Below are 21,014 nucleotides of genomic sequence, written 5' to 3' on the forward strand. Positions count from 1 at the left end.
ACGTCAGTCGGCGCGCGGTCGCCGGAGGCCGGCCTCGACGCGACCGAGCAGGGCGACCGCGGCGGTGACGGCAGCGGTGACTTCGGCCGACTCCCCGGCGGCGCCGTCCGTGGCCGTCCCGTCGCCCGTCTCCGGGGCACCGCTCCGCAGGGCCGCGCGCAGCGTCCCGGCCCACCGCGCCTTGAGCACACCGATGCTCTCGGCGGCGAGCGCGGTCGGGAAGAGCTGCGCGAGCCGGGCGTCGCCGGGGTGCGGCCGTCGCTCGACCATGCCCTTCGCCACGAGGGCACCGAGCGCGACGCTGAGGTTGCTCCGCCGCAGGGCGGTCGCCTCGGCCGTCGCACTCGGGGTGGTGCCGGGGTTCGTCTCGACCCAGCGCATCACGAGCACCTCGGTGCCGGTGAGCGGCACGACGTCGTCGGAGCGCCGGACGGACGGGTCGAGCTCGCGCGCGACGCGGAGCACGACGTCGGCCAGCTGCGCGAGCGCGTCGTCGGGTGCCGGGGAGGTCATCCGAGCACCGTAGTGCCGGGCGGCAGCGAGCACGCCGTGCCGGGCTCAGCGCGCGCCGGACACGGGCGTGCGCCGGTCAGCGCGCGCCGGACATCGGGGCGCGCCGGAGCAGCGGGATGCGCGGCATCGCCCAGTCCGCCCAGACCAGGCGCGCGGCCGGTGCCACCGCGAGCGCCCAGACCACCGACGCGACCGTGTCCGTCGGGAAGTGCACGGCGTCGATCGTCAGCGAGAGGACGACGACGACCACCACGACCGTGCCGAGGACGACGGCGAGCCGGTGCCACCGCGTGTCGCGGAGGACCCATGTCAGGGCGATGACGATCGCCACGATGAACACGGTGTGCCCGCTCGGGTACGAGGGGTCCGGCTGCGTCGCGAAGGGGTGCGGGAGCACGGACGTGTCGGGGCGGGGCCGCTGCACGAGTTCCTTGACGAGGTCGGACGGCACCCAGGTGATCGCGACCGTCCCGGCGAACGCGGCCGCCGGTCGGACGTCGCGCCGGACGAGCCAGAGCACGCCGGTCACCACGATGGTGATGCCGATCGCCGGGCCGGGGCTGATGACGTGGTAGACCGCCGTCGTGATCGCTCCGAGTGCGCCGACGTGCAGCGCGTTGAGCGCCCGGGCGAGCCCGAGGTCGACGTCGCCGAGCACGAACCCGACGATGGTGATGACGATCACGGTGCCGACCGCGATCGCGATCGTGGCGAGGGGGTACGGCGTCCGGACGAGGATGCCGCTCGGCGCGGACTCCCGGCGGGCAGGCGTCTGGGACGGCGCAGCGGTCATCCGGCCATCGTCCCAGGGCCGGGTGCGGAACGACCGGTGGCGGCGCACCCCGCAGATCAGAGCTCGTTCAGACCGGGCACCAGGGCAGCGGGCAGCGGGCAGCGACGAGCGGCGGTCGGCGGCGGCGGCGGCGGGCGGTCACCCCACGGGGACGAGCGCCCGCACCTGCGCCGCCGCCCCGAGCGCCACGGCGTCCGCCCCGAGCGCGGACTGCGCCACGCGGATCGCCGCCCCGCTGACCGGGGGCTCCGCGGCGAGCGCCGAGGTGACCGCGGGCGCGAGCAGGTCCCACGACCGGGCGACGCCGCCGCCGATGACGACCGTCGTCACGTCGAGGATCCCGGCGGTGAGCAGCACGGCCCGGGCGATGCCCCACCCGGCCGTGGCGAACACCGCCTGCGCGTCCGCGTCACCGGCACGGGCGGCGTCGGCGACCTGGTGCGTCGAGCGCCGTCGGCCAGTGCGGTCGGCGTAGCGGTCCGCCATCCCCCGGGCACCCGCGACGGTCTCGAGGTGCCCGCGCTGCCCGCAGGTGCACGGGGTGTCGCCGAAGCCGGGCACGTGCCCGATCTCGCCGGCGGCGCCGTGCGGACCCCCGAACAGCGTGCCGCCGAGCACGAGGGCCCCGCCGACCCCGGTGCCCAGGGTCATCCCGAGCACGTCACGCTCCCCCGCGACGGCCCCGGTGGCGACCTCGCCGAGCAGGAACGCGTTCACGTCGTTGTCGAGCGTCGCCGGTACGCCGAGCCGCGCGGTCACGGCGTCGGTCACCCGGTACCCGGCCCACCCGGTGAACGAGTTCGCGGTGACGAGGACCGTGCCGCTGGTCGGGTCCACGACGCCGGCCGAGCCGACGCCGACCCCCAGCAGGGAGGCCCGGTGCCGGTCGAGCAGGGACCGCACCGCCGTCACCGCCGCCTCGACGATCGCGTCGCCGCCGTCGTGCGCGGGTGTCGGCAGGTCCACCCGGTCGAGGACGTCGAGGTCGGGCGTGGCGAGCAGCACCTTCGTGTTGGTGCCGCCGACGTCGATGCCCGCGACGACCGGTGCCGTCACGAGGTCACCGCGGCGAGGGAGGCCAGACGGTCCGCTCGGCGCTGCCGTTGCACCACCGGGTCGGGGACGGGTACCGCCGCGAGCAACCGCCGCGTGTAGTCCGTGGTGGGGTGCAGGAGCGTCGACCCGGTCGGTCCCTGCTCCTCGACCGCACCGGCCCGCATCACGACGACCCGCTCGGCGAACTGCTGCACGACGGCCAGGTCGTGCGACACGAAGAGGCACGCGAAGCCGAGCTCGCCCTGCAGTTCGGTGAGGACCTCGAGCACGGCCTCCTGCACGCTGACGTCCAGCGCGCTGGTGGGTTCGTCGGCCACGAGCAGCCGCGGGTCGAGCACGAGCGCGCGGGCCAGGCTGACGCGCTGCCGCTGCCCGCCGGACAGCTCGCGCGGTGCACGGGACGCCAGGGCGCGGGGCAGGCGCACGGCGTCGAGCACCTCGTCGACCCGGCGGCGGCGGTCGGCGCTGGACGTGCCCCGGCGGTGGACGGCGAGCGGTTCGGCGATGCACTCGCCCACGGACATCCGCGGGTCGAGCGAGGCGACCGGGTCCTGCAGGACGACACCGATGCCGGACCGGAGTGCGCGGCGGTCGCGGCCCCGGGTGCGGCGGAGGTCCGACCCGAACAGGCGGACGCTGCCGGCGCTCGGGCGGACCAGGCCGAGGGCGACGCGGGCCGCGGTCGACTTCCCGGAGCCGGACTCGCCCACCAGACCGACGGTCTCCCCCGCGTGGACTTGGACGTCGATGCCGCGCAGGGCGTGCACCGCGCGGGTCCCGCGGCCGAAGGTGACCGACACGTCGCGTAGGTCGACCACCGGAGGCGTGTCGGGCCTCCCGTCCGGTGCTCGGTCCGGCGACGCCTCCGTGACCTCGAGACGCCGCCGATCGGGGCGGTGCGTCGCCGACTCGGCGGCGTCCTGCGCCGACGCCGCCGTCTCGAGGCGCGGCACGGCGGCCAGCAGCCGCTCGGTGTACTCGTGCTGCGGGCGGAGCAGGACGTCCTCGACGCCGCCGGTCTCCACAATCGACCCGTGCAGCATCACCGCGACCCGGTCGGCGAAGTCGGCGACGACGCCCATGTTGTGGGTGACGAGCAGGACGCCGGTGCCCGTGTCCGCGGCGAGCGCCCGGAGCAGCTCGAGGATCTCGGCCTGCACCGTGACGTCGAGCGCGGTCGTGGGCTCGTCGGCGATGAGCAGCGCGGGCTCGTTCGCGATCGCCATCGCGATGACCACGCGCTGCCGCTGCCCGCCGGACAGCTGGAAGGGGAACGCCTTCGCGCGGTCCTCCGGGGCGGGGATGCCGACCCGCCGGAGGAGGTCGACGGCGCGGGCCGCGGCGTCCGCGGCGGACACCTGCCGGTGGTTCCGGATCACCTCGGCGATCTGCGCGCCGACCCGGGTGAGCGGGTCGAGCGCGGTCGCGGGCTCCTGGAACACCATCGAGACGGTGCGACCACGGAGGGCGCGCAGGGCGGTCTCACCCGCGCCGACGACCTGGTGGCCGTCCACGACGGCGCTGCCGGTGACGGTCGCGTTCGGCGACAGCAGCCCCATCGCGGCGAGCGCCACGGTGGACTTGCCGGAGCCGGACTCGCCGACGAGCGCCAGGGTCTCCCCCGGTGCGACGGACAGCGAGACCCCCTGCACGGCGTGCACGTCGCCGGACTCCGTGCTGAAGTGCACGCCGAGGTCCTCGACGGCCAGGATCGGTTCGGTGGCGGTCATCCGCGGCCCTTCACGTCGAATGCGTCCCGGAGTCCGTCGCCGACCGCGTTGAGGGCGCAGACGACGAGGATCACGGCGAGTCCCGGCGGCACGATCAGCCACCAGCGGCCCGAGTAGGCGGCGGTGAGTCCCGCCGAGAGCATGCCGCCCCAGTCCGTCGCCGGCGGCTGCACCCCGAGCCCGAGGTACGAGACGTAGGCGACGAGGAGGATCGCGTCGGCCACCTGGAAGGTCGCGGCGACGACGATCGTCGACACCGAGTTCGGCAGCAGGTGCCGACCGATCGCGCGGGCGTGGGACCCGCCGATCGCGCGGAGGGTGAGCACGAAGTCGCGGTTCTTCAGCGTCAGGGTCTCGGCGCGGACGAGCCGGGAGGGCACGAGCCAGGACACCAGCCCGAGGATGACGACCAGTCCCCAGACGCCGGGGGTCGTGATCGCGGAGATGACGAGCAGGATGAACAGGGCCGGGATCGCGATGCCGGCGTCGACCACGCGCATCATCGCCGCGTCGACCCACCCGCCGACGTACCCGGCGACCGAGCCCCAGAGCGTGCCGACGACGGTGGCCAGGAGGCCCGCGGCGATGCCGACCAGGAGCGACACCCGGCCGCCGTACATCAGCCGTCCGAGCACGTCGTGCCCGACCGCGTCGGTGCCGAGCATGTGGCCGCCGCCCGGCCGCTGGTTCGCCTGCTCGAGCAGGGTGTGGGTCTGGTCGGTCGGGTACACGAACGGCCCGACGAAGCAGAACAGGACGATGACGACGAGCACCACGAGGCCGACGACGGCGAGCGTGTTGTGCCGGAACCGTCGGGCGGCGAGCCGGAACCCGGTGGCGGCGACGGTGACCGGGGCGCCCGGGGTCTCGGGAGCGATCTGGACGGAGGTCATGCGCGGCCTGCCTTCACTCGCGGGTCGATGAGGGACTGTGCGACGTCGGCGAGCAGGGTGCCGACCACGGTCGCGATCGAGATGACGAGCACGCAGCCGAGCAGGGTCGGGTAGTCCGAGGTCTGTGCGGCGTTCCAGAACAGCAGCCCCATGCCGGGGTAGTTGAACAGCTGCTCGGTGACGAGCGCCCCGCCGAACAGGACCGGCAGGTAGTACCCGAGCATCGCGACGACGGGCGTGAGCGAGTTCCGGAACACGTGGCGGCGCAGGATCGTCGCCGTCGACGACCCGCCGGCGCGGGCGGTGCGGACGTAGTCCTCCTGCAGGTTCTCGAGCGTCGCCGCCCGCATGTACCGGCTGAAGACCGCGATCATCGCCAGGGCGCCGGTGAGCACGGGCAGGACCAGTCCGGCCGGCTGCTGGAACACCTCGGCGAGGGTGGTGCCGCTCGGCGCCTGCGACGGCAGCCACGGCAGCTGCTGGCTGAACACGACGATGAGGACGAGCCCGAGGAAGAACGCGGGCGTCGAGTAGAACACGAACGCGAGCGCGGTGGCGGCGTAGTCGATGGCGCCGTTGCGTCGGGCCGCCTGCCACATGCCGACCGGGATCGCGACGACGAGCCCGAGCACCGCCGACAGGCCGGTCAGCACGAGGGTCTTCGGGATGCGCTCCTGGATGAGCTGCGACACCGGTTCGTTGAGCGTGTACGAGGTGCCGAGGTCCCCGGTGAGCAGCCGTCCGAGGAACCGGACGTACTGCACGGGGAGCGGCTGGTCGAGTCCCTGCGCCTGGTTGAACGCGGTGATCTGGGCGGGCGTCGCGGAGACACCGAGCACGCCGCGGGCGGGGCCGCCGGGCAGTGCGTGCAGCAGGCAGAACACGACGATCGTGACGATGAGGATCACCGCGAGCGCCTGGAGCACCCGGCGGGTGAGGTAGAGGGCAGTGGTCATGCTGCTTCCGTCGTCGAGGTGGTCGGGGATGGTCCCCCGGGAGGCGCGGTGCGGGTCGGGCCCGCACCGCGCCTCCCAGGGCGGCCGCGTCAGCGGCTCACTTGCTCCACTTCCACTGGGCGGGGTGGAAGTTCGCGAGCGAGTCCTGGTCGAACCCGCTCAGACCGCTCTTCTTGACGGAGATCTGGTAGTCCGGGCTCGGCAGCCAGATCACGGGCAGGTCCTTCGCCACGGCGGCGCTGTAGTCCTGCACCGCGCTGGTGTCGGTCGAGGTGGTCGTCGCGTCGATGAGCGCGTCGACCTGCTCGTTCGAGTAGCTGCCGAAGTTGGCCGAGCCGCCCGTCGAGAAGAGCGACTCACCGGTCGGGTAGGCCGGGAAGTACCAGCTGCCCGCGGTGCCGAAGAACGACAGGTCCCAGTCGCAGCTGTCCTCGTCGGCGGTGCAGGTCGGCGTCTGCGACAGGACGCTCGACACCGGGGCCGTCTTGATCGTGAAGCCGATGCCGGTCTTCGCGAGGGACGACTGGATCGCGCTCATCATGTTGTCGGTCACGGTCGAGCCGGACTGCGAGAGCACCTGCATGGTGAACTTCGTCCCGGCGGCCACGCCCTCGCCGCACTGGTCGTCGCCGCTGCCCGCGTCGGTGCAGACCATGGTGCCGCCCTTCGCGGTCCAGCCGTGGCTGGTGAGCAGGGCCTTGGCCTTCTTCGTGCTGAACGGGTACGGGTTGTCCTTCTGCACGTCGGAGACGTAGTCGGACTCCTGCGCCTGCGGGATCGGACCGTAGGTGGAGGTGGCGGTGCCGTTGAAGACGACCTTCGACAGCGCGGTCTGGTCGATCGACATCTGCACGGCCTGGCGGGCGTACAGCTGCTGGAAGACGGCGCCCATGTCCGGGTTGTTGAAGTTGTACGGCATGTAGGTGACGGCCCAGCCGGTCCACGGGTCGACCTCGTAGCCCTTCGACGTGAAGGAGTCCTTCTGGTCGAGGTCGGTGGCGTTGATGTAGCCGTAGTCGACCGCTCCGGAACGGAGTGCGTTCGTCTCGGCGTCCGCGGTGGTGAAGGGCAGCAGGTTGACGGTCCCGATCGATGCCTTCTCGCCGCCGTCGTACTTCGGGTTCGCGGTCAGCTGGACCTTGCCCGCGGTGGTGAAGGACGACAGCCCGTACGGCCCGGAGACGGTCTTCCAGAGCGGGTCCGAGTCGTAGTCGGCGATCTTGCCCGCGGCGGTGTTGAGGGCCTTCCAGACCTGCTTCGCCCCGGCCGCGGTGCGGTCGGCGTCGGTCACCTCGGCGGAGGCGCTGGTCTTGTCCCAGACGTGCTGCGGCAGCGGGATGATGTAGCTCAGCTGGTTGGCGAGCATCCAGTCCTGGTTGTACGCCTTGTCGAACGCGATCGTGAAGTGCGTGTCGTCGACGGTCGTGAAGGACGTCCAGTTGTCCGGCGCCTTGCCCTCGGAGTACGAGCCCCAGTCCTTCGCGTTCGCCTTGATCAGGTTGAACCAGAACTCGACGTCGCGGCTCGTGATCGGCGTGCCGTCCGACCAGTGCCGGTCGCCGAGCGTGATCGTGACGCTCTTGCCGTCGGACGCGAAGTCCGCCGCGGTGGCGACCGAGCCGGCCTTGTTCCACGCGATCTTGCCCGTGGACCCGTCGTAGGCGATGAGGCGCTCGTACAGCGACTGCGCGATCGAGCCGTTGTTCGTGTTGAGGTGCGCCGCGGTGCCGATCGGCAGGATCCAGTTCGGCGTGAAGTTCGCCGGCAGCGCGTAGTTGATCTCGTCCGACTTCGTGCCGGTGGCGGCCGACCCGCCTCCGGAGCAGCCGGCGAGCAGGGCGCTCACCGCGAGCGCGGCTCCGGTGAGGAGGGCCCAGCGACGGGGCTTGGTCATGCGGTGTCTCCTTGTGCGAGGACGCCACCATCGGCGTCGGGGAGGATCGGGGAGTGGAGCCCGAGCGAGGCCGGGCGACACAGGCACAGTCAATGGCCGAAGTCGTTGGAAAAACAAACGTTCTCGTGTAAATAGTCTGTTTCTGCGGATCGGCGGAAAGCGCGGACGGCCTGGTCTGCCCCGTAGGCTCGGTGCGACCGGGGCATCCCGGACCCCGACGCCGCGGATTGGAGAAAGTCGTGCCGGACCTCAGCGCCCGCGTGCTCGAACTCATCGCGAGCGGCCAGGCCTCGAGCCGCACCGAGATCGCCCAGTTGCTCGGCGCCGCACCCTCGACCGTCTCCCACGTGGTCGGTCAGCTCCTCGGGCACGGCATCCTGGCCGAGGAGGGCACCGACGTCTCGACCGGCGGCCGTCCGCGCAAGGTCCTCCGCATCGGCGGCACCGACGAGTACGCGGTCGCCGCCGACCTCGGCGGCGGACACGTCCGCATCGGGATCGTGCTGCCGGGAGGCGTGCTCGAGTCCGTCTCGACCGTGCCGTTCGCCCTCGCCGACGGCCCGACCGCCGGCCTGGCAGCGCTGGCCGCGCTCCTCGACGCGCTCGTGGCCGAGCGCGGACGCGACGGCCTGCGCGGTGTCGGGTTGAGCCTCCCGGGCCCCGTCGACGTCGAGGCGGGCGTGGTCGACCTGCCGAGCCGGATGCCCGGGTGGAACGGGTTCCCCGTCGCCGAGTGGCTCACCGCACACTTCGGGGTGCCGGCGGCGATCGACAACGACGCGAACTGCATGGCCGCGGGCGAGCAGACCGTGCAGCCGTCCACCCGCCGCCAGGCGATCACGGTGAAGGCCGGGTCGGCGATCGGCGCGGGGATCATCATCGACGGGCACCTGTACCGCGGGTCGACGGGAGCCGCCGGAGACATCACGCACGTGCGGATCGACGCCGCCGGGGACACCCCGTGCTCGTGCGGCAACACCGGCTGCCTGGAGACCGTGGCATCCGGCGCCGCACTGGTCCGGATCCTGCGCGACGCCGGGGTCGACGTGTCGTCCACGCAGGACGTCGTCCGGCTCGCGTCCGAGGCGCACCCCGAGGCCACCCGCGCCGTGCGCCTGGCCGGCCGGTACCTCGGCGAGGTGCTCGCGGCCAACGTGAACTTCTTCAACCCGGACGCCGTCTCCCTCGGCGGCATCCTCTCCACCCTCGACCCCTTCGTCGCGGCCGTGCGCAGCCAGCTGTACGAGAGCTGCCACCCGCTCGTGACGCAGCACCTCGTCATCGAACGCGCCTCGCTCGGTGCCGACGCCGGTCTCGTCGGCGCCGGCCAGTTCGCGCTGCAGCGGGGCCTCGCCGCCTCGCTCGAGGAGCTGTCCACCCCCGTCCCGCTGCGCACCACCAGGAACAGGAGCACCCGTGTCTGACACCGATTCCGCCCCCACCAGCGCCCGCCGTCCGGTCGTCGCGATCGCCGGCCTGGCCATCGAGACGTCGACGTTCACCCCGACGCGGACACTCGCCCCGGCGTTCCACCCGGACCGCGGCGACGAGGTCGTCGCACGCTACGACTTCCTCGGGCCGCTGGCCGACCGTGCGGACTTCCGCGGCGCGCTCATCGGGCACGCCCTGCCCGGCGGGGTCGTCCCGCGGGCGGACTTCGAGGAGCTCAGCGCCGAGATCACCGACCGCCTGTCCGCCATCGCGGCCGACACGACGATCGACGGGCTCTGGTACGACATCCACGGCGCGATGGTGGTCGAGGGGCTCGACGACGCCGAGGCCACCCTGCTCGAGCGCATCCGTGCCGTCGTCGGTCCCGAGGTGGTCGTGTCGGCGTCCATGGACCTGCACGGCAACGTGTCGCGCGACCTCGCCCACCAGTGCGACCTGATCACCTGCTACCGGATGGCCCCGCACGAGGACGCCCTCGAGACGAAGGAGCGCGCGGTCCGGAACCTCGTCGACGTCCTGACCACCCGACCCGTCGGTGCCCGCCGCCCGGTGAAGGCGTGGATCCCGATCCCGGTGCTGCTGCCGGGCGAGAAGACCTCGACCCGCATCGAGCCGGCCGCGTCGGTGTACGGCCTGGTGTCGGAGGTCGAACGGGTCGAGGGCGTGCTCGACGCCGCGATCTGGGTCGGCTACGCGTGGGCCGACCAGGCGCGCAACCGGGCCGTCACCGTCGTCACCGGCTGGGACGAGGCCGCCGTCGCCGCCGGTGCCGAGCGCCTGGCCCGGGCGTTCTGGGACGCCCGCGAGGACTTCGCCTTCGTCGCCCCGGCCGGCTCGTTCGACGAGTGCCTGGCCGCCGCGCTCGCCCCGGGTGCGGCTCGGCCGTACTTCGTGTCGGACTCCGGCGACAACCCGACCGCGGGCGGTTCCGGCGACATGACGTGGGGGCTCACGCAGCTGCTCGCGCGTGCGGAGTTCCGGAGCGAGGACGGCCCCGTCGTCCTCTACGCCAGCGTCCCGGGGCCCGCCGCGGTCGCCGCGTGCGTCGAGGCCGGCGTCGGGGCCACCGTGACCGTCACGGCCGGCGCCGCGGTGGACGACCTGCACGCCGGGCCCGTCACGATGACCGGTCGCGTGCACGCGGTGAAGCACGGCGACCGGGACGCCCGGGTCGAGGTCGTGTTGCAGGTCGGCAGCGTGTTCGCGATCCTCACCGAGCTCCGCAAGCCGTACCACCACGAGCACGACTTCACCGACCTGGACCTCGACCCGCGGAGCGCCGACCTCGTCGTCGTGAAGATCGGCTACCTCGAACCGGAGCTCTACGACATGGCCGCCGACTGGATGCTCGCGCTCACCCCGGGCGGTGTCGACCAGGACCTCGAACGCCTCGGGCACCACCGCATCGAGCGGCCGGTGTTCCCGTTCGACCGGACCTTCCCGGAGCCGCCGGACCTGTCCGCCCGGATCGTCCCGGCCTCGGACCAGCCGCTCGGAGCCTCCGCATGACAGACGCCCGCACGCCCGCCGCCCGCACGCCCGCCGCCCGCACGCCCGCCGCCCGCACGCCCGCTGCCCCCACGCCCGCGCTCGAAATCGCGGTCACCTCCCCCGTCGGCGCCGGCACCGCCCTCGCCGGCGGCGCCGACCGCGTCGAGCTCTGCAGCGCCCTCGAACTCGGCGGCCTCACCCCGTCGCAGGGGCTCGTCGAGGCCGCCGTCGCCACCGGGGTCCCCGTGCACGTCCTCGTCCGCTGCCGACCGGGCGGCTTCGTGCACGACCGCGACGAGGTCGACCTCATGGTCCGCGAGCTCCGAGCCGTCCTGCGCTCCGGGGCCGCCGGCGTCGTCGTCGGCGCGCTCCGACCGGACCGCACGCTCGACACCGAGGCGCTCGCCCGCTTCGTGGAGGCCGCCCGCACCGAGCGTCCCTCGGCCGAGGTCACGCTGCACCGGGCGATCGACCACGCTGCCGACCCCGTCGCCGCCGCGGCCGGGCTCGCCGACCTCGGGTTCACGCGGGTCCTGACCTCCGGCGGCGCCCCCACCGCGCTGGCCGGCGCCGTGACGATCACCCGGATGGTCGACGCCGCCGGGCCCGTACAGGTGATGGCCGGCGCGGGCGTGACCCCGGCGGACGTGCCCGTGCTCCTCGCGACCGGTGCGGCCGCCGTGCACCTGTCCGCCAAGCGGCTCGCGGACACCGCGCACGGGGGCGTGCCGATGGGCTCCGGGGACGTCGGCGGCGGACACTTCGAGACGGACGCCGAGGTGGTGCGGGCAGCGCGGGCCACCGTCGACGCCGGGTAGGACCGGCTGGCCGAGCGTGCCGGACGCGGGGCGGGCCTCCCGTCCGGGACACCGCGCCGCGGTGGCAGGCTGGCCGGCGGACGGGGGTTCGACGCCGGGTGCCCGGTGGTCGGACGCCGAGCGGTCGGACGCCGAGCGGTCGGACGCCGCGCGGTCAGGCGCCGTCGTCCGGCGTCGGGCCGGGTGCGGCGTCGCCGGTGTCCGCGGCGTTGCCCTTGCCCGCGCGCAGCGTCGCGCTCGGCAGCTCGCCGAAGCGCTCCCGGTAGGCGCCCGAGAACCGGCCCAGGTGCGCGAAGCCCCAGTCGCGGGCGACCTCGGCCACCGACGCGGTCGACGGGTCGGCGGCGACGAGCTCCTCGTGCACCGCGTCGAGCCGGACGTTGCGGACGTGCGCGAGCGGCGAGACGCCGAGCGACCGGCTGAACGACTGCTGCAGCCCACGCGCGCTCATGCCCGCCGCCGCCGCGACGTCGGCCAGGGTGACGACGTCGTGCGCGTGCTGCTGGATGTACGTCAGGGCGTCGCGGAGGCGTTCGCTGCTCGTCGTCGCCGGGGCGTCGACGGGGAACGTGGCGACCACGGCCCGTGCCACCCGCAGGTTCAGTGCCGCGCGTTCCCGGCCCGTGACGTCCGGGTCGGTGATCGTGTGCCCGACGGACTGCAGCAGCGACCGGAGGTCCGCCAGGTCGGCGTCCGCCAGGGTCCGGCCGAAGCGCAGGGGCCCGGCGACCTGCGTGCCCTCGCCGGCGAGCGCCGACCGGAGCAGCCGGTCGGACAGGTGCATCATCGACACGCGTCCAATCGTGGCCTCGAACTCGTACCGCACCGAGGCGGCGAGCAGGAACGGCTGCCCGGGGCGGACGACGGTGCTGGTGCCCTGGTCGTCGGTGATGGTCGCGGTGCCGTCGCCGATCCAGAAGACGATGTGGTCCGGGCGGGGCTCCATCGTGCCGAAGCGGGTGCCGCCGTCGACCGCGGAACCGCGGAGGGACAGGTCGGCGTCGCCCGCGCCGGTGTAGCGGAAGGACGAGCGCTCGTCACCGACCCCGCCGGTGGTGCCGTAGGCGTCGGCGAGGACGCCGGAGCGGGTCTCGCTCGTCCCGGCCAGGCGCACGGCACGGAACCCGTCGGAGGTCCCCGAGCTCGGGCGCAGATGGGTCACCATCTGATGTTCCCATGCCTGTCCGATCTGCGCGAGCGCCGCGGCGGGTCGACCGCCCCCGGTGCGGGGGCCAGCGCCGGACCGGACCCGCGCCTCCCGGCTGCCCGATCCCCGGCCCGGGCCGGGGTACGCGGCCGAGCGGCGGGCACAGTCGCCGACCGGTAGAAGGATGCATGACCTCTTCCACGCGGAACCCGCTCGGCGTCACCCTCGTCGAGGGCGGCGCCAACGTCGCCGTCTTCTCCAGCACCGCCGAACGCATCGAGTTCTGCCGGTTCGACGACGACGGCACCGAGCACCGGACCGAACTGACGAACCGCACGGGCTACACCTTCCACGACGTCGTGCCGGACGTCACCGTCGGCACCCGCTACGGCTTCCGCGTGCACGGCGCCTGGGACCCGGCGAACGGCCTGCGGCACAACCCGGCCAAGCTCCTCCTCGACCCGTACGCCACGGCGATCGACGGCAGCTACGCCTGGGGCCAGGAGCTGTTCGGCCACGACATGGACGACCCGGAGCAGATCGACGAGTCCGACTCCGCCGCCGCGATGCCGCGTTCCGTGGTCGCCGACCGCTCGTTCGACTGGGAGGGCGACACCCGCCTCGAGACCCCGTTCGCCGACACCGTCGTCTACGAGGTCCACGTCAAGGGCTTCACGAAGCAGCACCCCGACGTGCCCGAGGAGATCCGCGGCACGTACGCGGGCCTGGCGCACCCGGCGGCCATCAAGCACCTCACCGACCTCGGCATCACCGCGGTCGAGCTGCTCCCGACGCACCAGTTCGTGCAGGACTCGACGCTCGCCGACAAGGGCCTGCGCAACTACTGGGGCTACAACTCGATCGGCTTCTTCGCCCCGCACGACGAGTACTCCTCGAGCGGCACCGCCGGCCAGCAGGTCGCGGAGTTCAAGGAGATGGTGAAGGCCCTGCACGCCGCGGGGCTCGAGGTCATCATGGACGTCGTCTACAACCACACCGCCGAGGGCAACCACATGGGCCCGACGCTGTCCTTCAAGGGCATCGACAACCAGTCGTACTACCGCCTGGTCGAGGGCGACGAGGCGAACTACTTCGACACCACCGGCACGGGCAACAGCCTCAACGTGTCGCACCCGACGGCGCTCGGCCTCATCACGGACTCGCTCCGCTACTGGGTCGAGGAGATGCACGTCGACGGCTTCCGCTTCGACCTCGCGACGACGCTGACCCGCCAGGACGGCGAGGCCGAGAAGCACTCCGCGTTCCTCGACATCATCCACCAGGACCCGGTGCTCCGCGACGTCAAGATGATCGCCGAGCCGTGGGACACCGCCGGCTACCAGGTGGGCGGCTTCCCCGCCGACTGGTCCGAGTGGAACGGGAAGTACCGCGACGACCTCCGCGCGTTCTGGCGCGGCGACGAGGGCACGCTCGGCGACGCCGTGCAGCGCGTCCTCGGCAGCCCGGACGTCTACGAGGGCTCCCGCCGGTCGCCGCTCTGCTCGGTCGACTTCGTCACCGCGCACGACGGCTTCACCCTCGCCGACCTCACCATGTACGTCGAGAAGCACAACGAGGCGAACGGCGAGGACAACAACGACGGCGAGAGCGACAACACCTCGTTCAACGGCGGCATCGAGGGCCCGACCGACGACGAGAGCGTCAACGACTACCGGAACCGCCAGCGCCGGAACTTCCTCGGCACCCTGCTGCTCTCCGCCGGCGTGCCGATGATCCTGGGCGGCGACGAGATCGCCCGCTCGCAGGGCGGCAACAACAACGCCTACTGCCAGGACGACGAGATCTCGTGGTTCGACTGGGAGCGTGCCGACGAGGACCTCCTCGCCTTCACCACCGCGGCGATCGCGTTCCGCAAGGCGCACACCGCACTCCGCCCGCGCTGGTACCGCACCGCGCCGGGCGACTCGGCCTCGACCGTGTCGGTGCTCCGTGCCGACGCCAACGGGTTCGAGGACGGCGACTGGACCGACGGCGGCAACCGTGCCGTGATCCTCGTCCTCACCGAGGGCGACGACTCCGTCGCACTGCTGCTCAACGCCTCGGAGACGACCGTCGAGTTCACCCTCCCCGAGCGCCCGGGTGGCGGCTCGTGGAGCCTCGGCCTGTCGAGCGACCCCGACCAGGCCGTCGACGGCGACGCGACGACGCTGCTCGTCCGCGACGCCTCGTTCACGGCGCTGCAGTAGTCGGCACCGGCAGGACAGCACGAGAGCCCCGTCAGACGACCGAGAGGACAGTGGAACGATGAGCCAGTACGAGAAGAAGGACCCGACCACCCTCTACCCGGTGCCGCCGTTCCCGAAGCAGGAACAGTCGCTCCCGGGTGCCGCGTGGAAGATGGACCCGAAGCCGGACCACGGCGAGGAGAGCTACGTCGGCAAGGGTCGACTCGAGGGCTTCCGGGGCATCGTGACCGGCGCCGACTCGGGCATCGGGCGCGCCGCCGCGATCGCGCTGTCCCGCGAGGGCGCCGACCTCGTGCTGTCCTACCTGCCGGACGAGCAGGAGGACGCGGAGGAGGTCCGCGACCTGCTCGAGGGCGAGGGCCGCAGGGCCGTGCTGTTCCCCGGTGACATCTCGGACGAGCAGTACTGCATCGACCTCGTGCAGAAGGGCGTCGACGAGCTCGGCGGCCTCGACACGCTCGTCATGGTCGCGGGTCGGATGGACAGCAACGAGGACATCCTGACCCTCGACACGTCGATGTTCGACTCGACCTTCAAGACGAACATCTACTCGCTGTTCTGGCTGACGAAGGCCGCCGTGCCGCACCTCGAGCCGGGTTCCACCATCGTCACGACCGGCTCGATCCAGGCGTCCACCCCGTCGCCGGACAAGATCGACTACGCCGTGTCGAAGGGCGCTGTCAAGCTCTTCACCGAGGCGGTCGCCCAGCAGCTCGCGCCGAAGGGCATCCGCGTCAACTCGGTCGCCCCGGGCCCCGTGTGGACGCCCCTGCAGCCGGGCTCCGACGACGCCGAGACGGTGTCGACGTTCGGGCAGCAGTCGCCGTTCGGCCGTCCGGGCCAGCCCGCCGAGCTCGGTGCGGCGTACGTCCACCTGGTCAGTCCAGAATCGAGCTACCAGTCCGGGTCGACGATCACGATCGCCGGCGGCACCCCCGCCTTCTGACCGCCGTCGGACCCCGGCCGGCACGATCTGCGAAGGAGCACACCATGAGCAACGACGACACCGCGCGCGACACCACGGCGCACGACCCCGAGGGCACGCCGAAGCCGGACGGCCTGGGCGAGGACGGGACCGTCCCCAACGAGCCCGAGGGCATCGCCGCCGGGTTCGCGGGCGACGACTCGCACTTCAACCCGGAGGAGGACGCTGCCGCCGAGGGTGACACCGAGGTCTGAGCGGCCGGGCGCGGACGCGCCGACCACGAGACGGGAGGCCCGGTACCAGCTGGTACCGGGCCTCCCGTCCGTCGTGTGGGCTGCGTCAGCGGTCGTCGCTCCGGTCCGTCGCGTCGGCGGCGGGGGCTGCCGACGTGTCCGGTCCGGCAGCAGCGGACGGGACCGTACGGCCGTGCTCGGGGACCGCGGTGCCGCCCTCGACCGGTGCGCCGGGTCGTGCGCCGCGACGGCCCCGGACGCGGTCGGCGACGGCCCGCCACGGTCGTGCGAGTCCGGCACCGACCGGGCGCTCGGCGGGGGCGTCGACCTCGAGGCCGTAGTACTCGCCCACCTTCTCGAGCAGCAGGGCACGCTCGGCCTTGTCGTAGGCGCGACGTTCCCGGGTGAAGGCGATGACCATCGACCAGCACGTGAGCAGCAGCACGATGCTGAACGGCAGTGCGGTGGTGATGGCCGCGGTCTTCAGGGCGGTGAGCCCGCCGGTGAGCAGCAGCGCGACCGCGAGCAGTGCCGAGACCGTGGCGAAGAAGACCCGCAGCCAGTTCCTCGGCTCGATGTCCCCGCCGGAGGCGATCATCGCCATCACGAGCGAGCCCGAGTCCGACGAGGTGACGAAGAAGACCCCGATGAGCAGGATCGCGCCGAAGGTCAGCACGACACCGGCCGGCAGGTCGGCGAGCAGCGCGAAGAGCGACCCCTCGACGTCGACCGACCCGTCCGCGCCGATGAGGCCGCCGGCGCCGTCCGTCTGTCGGTGGATGGCCGCACCACCGAGCACGGCGAACCACAGGAACGTCAGCACGGTGGGGACGAGCAGCACGCCGAACACGAACTGGCGGACCGTGCGGCCCTTCGAGATGCGCGCGATGAAGACGCCGACGAACGGTGCCCAGGACATCCACCAGCCCCAGTAGAACGTCGTCCAGGTGCCCTGCCACTCCTCGCCCGCCCGGCCCTGCTGCGCGGTGACGTTGAAGGACAGGCCGACCAGGTTCTGCAGGTAGGCGCCGATCGACTGGACGAAGTCGCGGAGCAGGAACTGCGTCGGACCGACGACGAGCACGAAGAGCAGGAGCGCGGCGGCGAGGAGCAGGTTGAAGTTCGACAGGACCTTCATGCCCTTGCTCACCCCGGTGACCAGGGAGACGATCGTCAGTGCGGTGATCGCCGCGATGATCGCGAGCTGGCTGACGACGCTGCTCTCGACGATCCCGGCGGCGTCGAGGCCGGCGCCGATCTGGATCACGCCGAGCCCGAGCGACGTGGCCACGCCGAACAGGGTCCCGACGAGCGCGATGACGTCGATCAGGTTCCCCCACCCGCCCCGCACGCGGCTGCCGAGGAGCGGTTCGAGCGCCCAGCGGATCGACACCGGGCGACCGCGGCGGTGGATCGCGTAGGCCAGGGCGAGGCCGAGCACGACGTAGATCGCCCACGCGTGGAGCCCCCAGTGCAGGAACGTCTGGGTGAGTGCCTGCTGCGCGAGTTCGCTCTCGGAGCCGGTCACACCCGGGCGCGGGGAGGCGAAGTGGCTGAGGGGCTCGGAGACCCCGTAGAAGACGAGGCCGATGCCCATGCCGGCTGCGAAGAGCAGCGAGAACCAGGACGCGGTCGAGAACTCCGGCTCGTCGGCGTCCTTGCCGAGCTTCACGTCGCCGAACCGGCTGAAGCCGACCCAGAGCGAGAAGCCCACGAAGAACGCGGCGATGAGCACGTAGTACCAGCTGAAGTTCCGGACGATGCCGTCCTGCAGCGCGACGAACACGGCCTCGGCGGAGCCCGGGGCGACGAGGGTCCAGGCGACGAAGCCGAGCACGACCACCGCGGCCGGCCAGAACACCCAGGGCCGCAACCGTCTCGTGTCGGCCGGTGATCCGGGCGGGAGGTCGTCGGCGGTCACGGGCCCGGAGGCGGGTGGGTTCGTCGTGGACATGCCGACCATGGTGCCCGTCGGCCCTGGGCAGCCCGTCCGCCGCTCGTCGTCGTCAGTGGTGCGCGTGCACCTTCGCGTGGCCCAGCCCCCGGCGCATCAGGGCGCGGTTCACCGGCGTCGTGACGACGAACGCGATCGCCAGCGACAGGGCCAGCGAACCCCAGAACAGCCACTGGTCGAGCTGCGCGTCGAGCGCACCGGGGATCGCGACCACCACGGTGTTGTCGACGATCTCCATGACCGTGATCGACACCGTGTCGGCAGCGAGCGCCACCCGCAGTGCCGCGCCGAGGGACAGGCCGGACCGGAGCACCCCGCGCATGGTCAGCGCGTAGCCGAACACGAAGGCCAGCACGATCGACAGGACCACGGTGCCGGCGTTGTGCAGCCCGGTCGCGGTACCGACGACCATGCCCAGGACCTCGCCGATCGCGCAGCCGGTCAGGCAGTGCAGCGTCGCCTGCGCGGCCGTCGCCCACGTGGTCGTGGCCGTGTCGTGCCCGCTCACCGTGTGCTCGCGTCGACGGACCGGAAGCGGCGCAGTCGGAGGCTGTTGGTCACCACGAACACCGAGGACAGCGCCATCGCCGCGCCCGCGATCACGGGGTTGAGCAGCCCGGCCATCGCGAGCGGGATCGCCGCCACGTTGTACGCGAAGGCCCAGAACAGGTTGGTCCGGACCGTGCAGAGCGTCCGTCGCGACAGCCGGACGGCGTCGACGGCGGCACGGAGGTCGGCGCGCACGAGGGTGATGTCGGCGGCCTCGACGGCGGCGTCGGTCCCGGTGCCCATCGCGATGCCGAGGTCGGCGGCGGCGAGCGCGGCGGCGTCGTTCACCCCGTCGCCGACCATCGCCACGGTGCGTCCCGCGGCCTGCAGTTCGGTGACGATGCGGTACTTGTCCTCGGGCCGGACCCCGGCGGTCACGCGGGCGATCCCGACCTGGTCGGCGACGCTCCGGGCGCCCCCCTCGGCGTCCCCGGTGAGGAGCATCGTCTCGAGGCCGAGGTCGTGCAGGCGGGTGACGGCGTCGGCCGCACCGGGCGCGACGGTGTCGGCGACGACGACGAGGCCCCGGACCCGGCCGTCCCGGGCGACCGCGACCGTGGTGCGACCGGCGGCCTCGGCCTCCTCGGCGGCGGCGGTCAGGGCCTCCGGCACCGACACGGCCCAGGCGTCCCGGAGCCAGGCCGGACGACCGACCAGGACGAGGGCACCCTCGACGACGGCCTGCACGCCGAGTCCGGCGGTCGAGGCGAAGGACTCCGGCCGGGGTGCGTCGGGCACCGCGGCGACCAGGGCGCGGGCGATCGGGTGCTCGGACCCGGACTCGGCGGCGGCACCGGCACGCAGCACGGCGTCGGCGTCCTCGCCGTCGGCGGGGAGCACGGCGGTCACGCGCATGGTGCCGGTCGTCACGGTCCCGGTCTTGTCGAGCAGGACGGTGTCGATGCGGCGGGTGGCCTCGAGCACCTGCGGGCCGCGGATGAGGATGCCGAGCTGCGAGCCACGGCCGGTCCCGACCAGGAGCGCCGTGGGCGTGGCGAGTCCGAGCGCGCAGGGGCAGGCGATGACGAGCGTGGCGACGGCCGCGGTCAGGGCCGCCTCGACGTCCCCGGTCAGCAGGAGCCAGCCGACCAGCGCGAGCAGGGCGAGCCCGAGCACGACGGGCACGAACACCCCGGAGACCCGGTCGGCGAGCCGCTGCACCTGGGCCTTGCCGGTCTGTGCCGCGGTCACGAGCTTCCCGATCCGGGCGAGCTCGGTGTCGGCACCGACGCGGCGCGCCTCGACGGTCAGCAGTCCGCCGACGTTCACGGTCGCGCCGGTGACCGGGGCACCGGGGCCGACCTCGACGGGGACGCTCTCGCCCGTCATGACGCTCGTGTCGACCGCGCTCGTGCCGTCGACCACCGTGCCGTCGGTGGCGATCCGCTCGCCCGGGCGCACGACGAAGCGGTCACCGACGCGGAGCGACACGACCGGGACCTCGACCTCGTGGCCGTCGCGGAGCACCCGCGCCGTGCTCGCGCCGAGGGCCAGGAGCGCCCGCAGTGCCGCGCTCGACCGGGTCTTCGCGCGGCCCTCGGCGTACCGACCGGCCAGGAGGAACACGGTCACGGCCGCCGCGACCTCGAGGTACGGCTCCGGGGCGGCTCCCCGGGGAGCGGTGAGCGCGAAGGTCATGTGCACGTCGGGCCCGCCGGCACCGCCGAACACGAGCGCCCAGACCGACCAGAGGGCGGCGGCGGCGACACCGATGCTGACGAGCGTGTCCATCGTCGCGGAACCGTGCCGGGCGTTCACCGCGGCGGCACGGTGGAACGGCCAGGCACCCCAGGTCGCCACCGGCGCCGCGAGGACGAGTGCGACCCACTGCCACCAGGGGAACTGCAGCGCGGGGACCATCGACAGTGCGACCACGGGGACGGCCAGCACCGTCGAGACGACCAGCCGACGGCGGAGCGGGGCGAGCGCGTCGACGTCGGGCTGCTCGGGCTCCGGCAGCCGCGCACCGTAGCCGGCCTGCTCGACGGTGGTGATGGCGTCGTCGACCGCCGTGCCGTCCGGCAGGGAGACCGTGGCCGTCTCGGTGGCGTAGTTCACGGTCGCGGAGACGCCGGGCATCTTGTTGAGCTTGCGCTCGATGCGGTTCGCGCACGAGGCGCACGTCATGCCCTCGATCGCGAGTTCGACCGGCGCTCCCGTGGCGGTCACCGTCGTCAGCGCTCCACCAGGGTGTAGCCCGCCTCGTCGACCGCGGCGTCGACCGCGGCGTCGTCGAGGGGCGCGGTGCTCGTGACCGTGGCGGTGGAGCGGCCACCGACCACCAGCTCGACCCGGACGTCGGTGACGCCGGGGAGTTCGCGGAACGCCTCGTCGATGCTCATCACGCAGTGCTCGCAGGTCATGCCCTCGATGCCGTAGGTGGCGGTCGGCTGGTCGCTCATG

General features: G+C 73.1%; 18 protein-coding genes. 6 read left to right on the forward strand and 12 right to left on the reverse strand.

All coding sequences use genetic code 11. The features are described from left to right. Positions 1–3: 3 nt before the first annotated feature. The 7 genes from KM842_RS12175 to KM842_RS12205 all read right to left on the reverse strand — a co-directional run bounded on the left by KM842_RS12175 (position 4) and on the right by KM842_RS12205 (position 7,835). Positions 4–513 (reverse strand): MarR family winged helix-turn-helix transcriptional regulator, encoded by a 510-nt coding sequence (locus KM842_RS12175; RefSeq protein WP_216258717.1) that lies wholly within the window; start codon positions 511–513, stop codon positions 4–6. Positions 514–589: 76 nt separating this feature from the next. Then, positions 590–1,306: a phosphatase PAP2 family protein gene (locus KM842_RS12180; protein ID WP_216258718.1), complete on the reverse strand. Its 717-nt coding sequence runs from the start codon at positions 1,304–1,306 to the stop codon at positions 590–592. Between the two features lie 138 nt (positions 1,307–1,444). After that, positions 1,445–2,362: an ROK family protein gene (locus KM842_RS12185; RefSeq protein WP_216258719.1), complete on the reverse strand. Its 918-nt coding sequence runs from the start codon at positions 2,360–2,362 to the stop codon at positions 1,445–1,447. Continuing rightward, a complete protein-coding gene (locus KM842_RS12190) occupies positions 2,359–4,092 on the reverse strand; it encodes a dipeptide ABC transporter ATP-binding protein (protein WP_216258720.1) in 1,734 nt (577 codons plus the stop codon). The genes KM842_RS12185 and KM842_RS12190 overlap by 4 nt, the downstream gene beginning before the upstream one ends. After that, positions 4,089–4,985 carry an ABC transporter permease gene (locus tag KM842_RS12195; RefSeq protein WP_216258721.1) on the reverse strand — a complete coding sequence of 299 codons (897 nt, stop codon included), beginning with the start codon at positions 4,983–4,985 and terminating at the stop codon, positions 4,089–4,091. The genes KM842_RS12190 and KM842_RS12195 overlap by 4 nt, the downstream gene beginning before the upstream one ends. Beyond that, the gene (locus KM842_RS12200; protein WP_216258722.1) at positions 4,982–5,941 is read right to left on the reverse strand and encodes an ABC transporter permease; all 960 of its coding nucleotides are present in this window, start codon (positions 5,939–5,941) and stop codon (positions 4,982–4,984) included. The genes KM842_RS12195 and KM842_RS12200 overlap by 4 nt, the downstream gene beginning before the upstream one ends. A 97-nt stretch (positions 5,942–6,038) precedes the next feature. Then, the gene (locus KM842_RS12205) at positions 6,039–7,835 is read right to left on the reverse strand and encodes a peptide ABC transporter substrate-binding protein (protein ID WP_216258724.1); all 1,797 of its coding nucleotides are present in this window, start codon (positions 7,833–7,835) and stop codon (positions 6,039–6,041) included. 239 nt (positions 7,836–8,074) lie between these two features. Between KM842_RS12205 and KM842_RS12210 the strand changes: the two genes are divergently transcribed. From KM842_RS12210 to KM842_RS12220, 3 genes are read left to right on the forward strand one after another with little or no spacing between them, the layout of a single operon-like run. Further along, a complete protein-coding gene (locus KM842_RS12210) occupies positions 8,075–9,259 on the forward strand; it encodes an ROK family protein (protein WP_216258726.1) in 1,185 nt (394 codons plus the stop codon). Next, a complete protein-coding gene (locus KM842_RS12215) occupies positions 9,252–10,796 on the forward strand; it encodes a M81 family metallopeptidase (RefSeq protein ID WP_253206120.1) in 1,545 nt (514 codons plus the stop codon). Before KM842_RS12210 ends, KM842_RS12215 begins: the two co-directional genes overlap by 8 nt. Next, complete coding sequence (locus tag KM842_RS12220) at positions 10,793–11,596, forward strand: copper homeostasis protein CutC (protein ID WP_216258728.1); 804 nt, start codon at positions 10,793–10,795, stop codon at positions 11,594–11,596. Before KM842_RS12215 ends, KM842_RS12220 begins: the two co-directional genes overlap by 4 nt. 154 nt (positions 11,597–11,750) lie before the next feature. On the opposite strand, the gene KM842_RS12225 is transcribed toward KM842_RS12220, so the two are convergent. Then, a complete protein-coding gene (locus KM842_RS12225; RefSeq protein ID WP_216258730.1) occupies positions 11,751–12,758 on the reverse strand; it encodes an AraC family transcriptional regulator in 1,008 nt (335 codons plus the stop codon). A 173-nt stretch (positions 12,759–12,931) separates the two neighbouring features. On the opposite strand from KM842_RS12225, the gene glgX reads away from it, so the two are divergent. From glgX to KM842_RS12240, 3 genes are read left to right on the forward strand one after another with little or no spacing between them, the layout of a single operon-like run. After that, on the forward strand, positions 12,932–14,950 hold the full coding sequence (gene glgX, locus KM842_RS12230; RefSeq protein WP_216258732.1) for a glycogen debranching protein GlgX: 2,019 nt from the start codon (positions 12,932–12,934) through the stop codon (positions 14,948–14,950). A 58-nt stretch (positions 14,951–15,008) separates the two neighbouring features. Next, complete coding sequence (locus tag KM842_RS12235) at positions 15,009–15,896, forward strand: SDR family oxidoreductase (protein WP_216258735.1); 888 nt, start codon at positions 15,009–15,011, stop codon at positions 15,894–15,896. A gap of 44 nt (positions 15,897–15,940) precedes the next feature. Further along, positions 15,941–16,129, forward strand: a complete 189-nt coding sequence (locus KM842_RS12240) for a hypothetical protein (protein WP_216258736.1) — start codon at positions 15,941–15,943, stop codon at positions 16,127–16,129. 85 nt (positions 16,130–16,214) lie between these two features. Here KM842_RS12240 and KM842_RS12245 read toward each other — a convergent pair whose 3' ends face one another. Genes KM842_RS12245 through KM842_RS12260 form a run of 4 tightly spaced genes read right to left on the reverse strand, consistent with a single transcriptional unit; the run spans position 16,215 to position 21,013 of the window. After that, complete coding sequence (locus KM842_RS12245) at positions 16,215–18,062, reverse strand: BCCT family transporter (RefSeq protein WP_216258738.1); 1,848 nt, start codon at positions 18,060–18,062, stop codon at positions 16,215–16,217. Positions 18,063–18,114: 52 nt separating this feature from the next. Further along, the gene (locus tag KM842_RS12250; protein ID WP_216258740.1) at positions 18,115–18,570 is read right to left on the reverse strand and encodes a DUF4396 domain-containing protein; all 456 of its coding nucleotides are present in this window, start codon (positions 18,568–18,570) and stop codon (positions 18,115–18,117) included. After that, positions 18,567–20,780 (reverse strand): heavy metal translocating P-type ATPase, encoded by a 2,214-nt coding sequence (locus KM842_RS12255; protein WP_301183797.1) that lies wholly within the window; start codon positions 20,778–20,780, stop codon positions 18,567–18,569. Before KM842_RS12255 ends, KM842_RS12250 begins: the two co-directional genes overlap by 4 nt. Positions 20,781–20,785: 5 nt before the next feature. Continuing rightward, complete coding sequence (locus KM842_RS12260; protein ID WP_216258742.1) at positions 20,786–21,013, reverse strand: heavy-metal-associated domain-containing protein; 228 nt, start codon at positions 21,011–21,013, stop codon at positions 20,786–20,788. Between the last annotated feature and the right edge of the window lies 1 nt (position 21,014).

It is taken from the genome of Curtobacterium sp. L6-1 (assembly GCF_018885305.1).
GTDB classification, from domain to species: domain Bacteria; phylum Actinomycetota; class Actinomycetes; order Actinomycetales; family Microbacteriaceae; genus Curtobacterium; species Curtobacterium aetherium.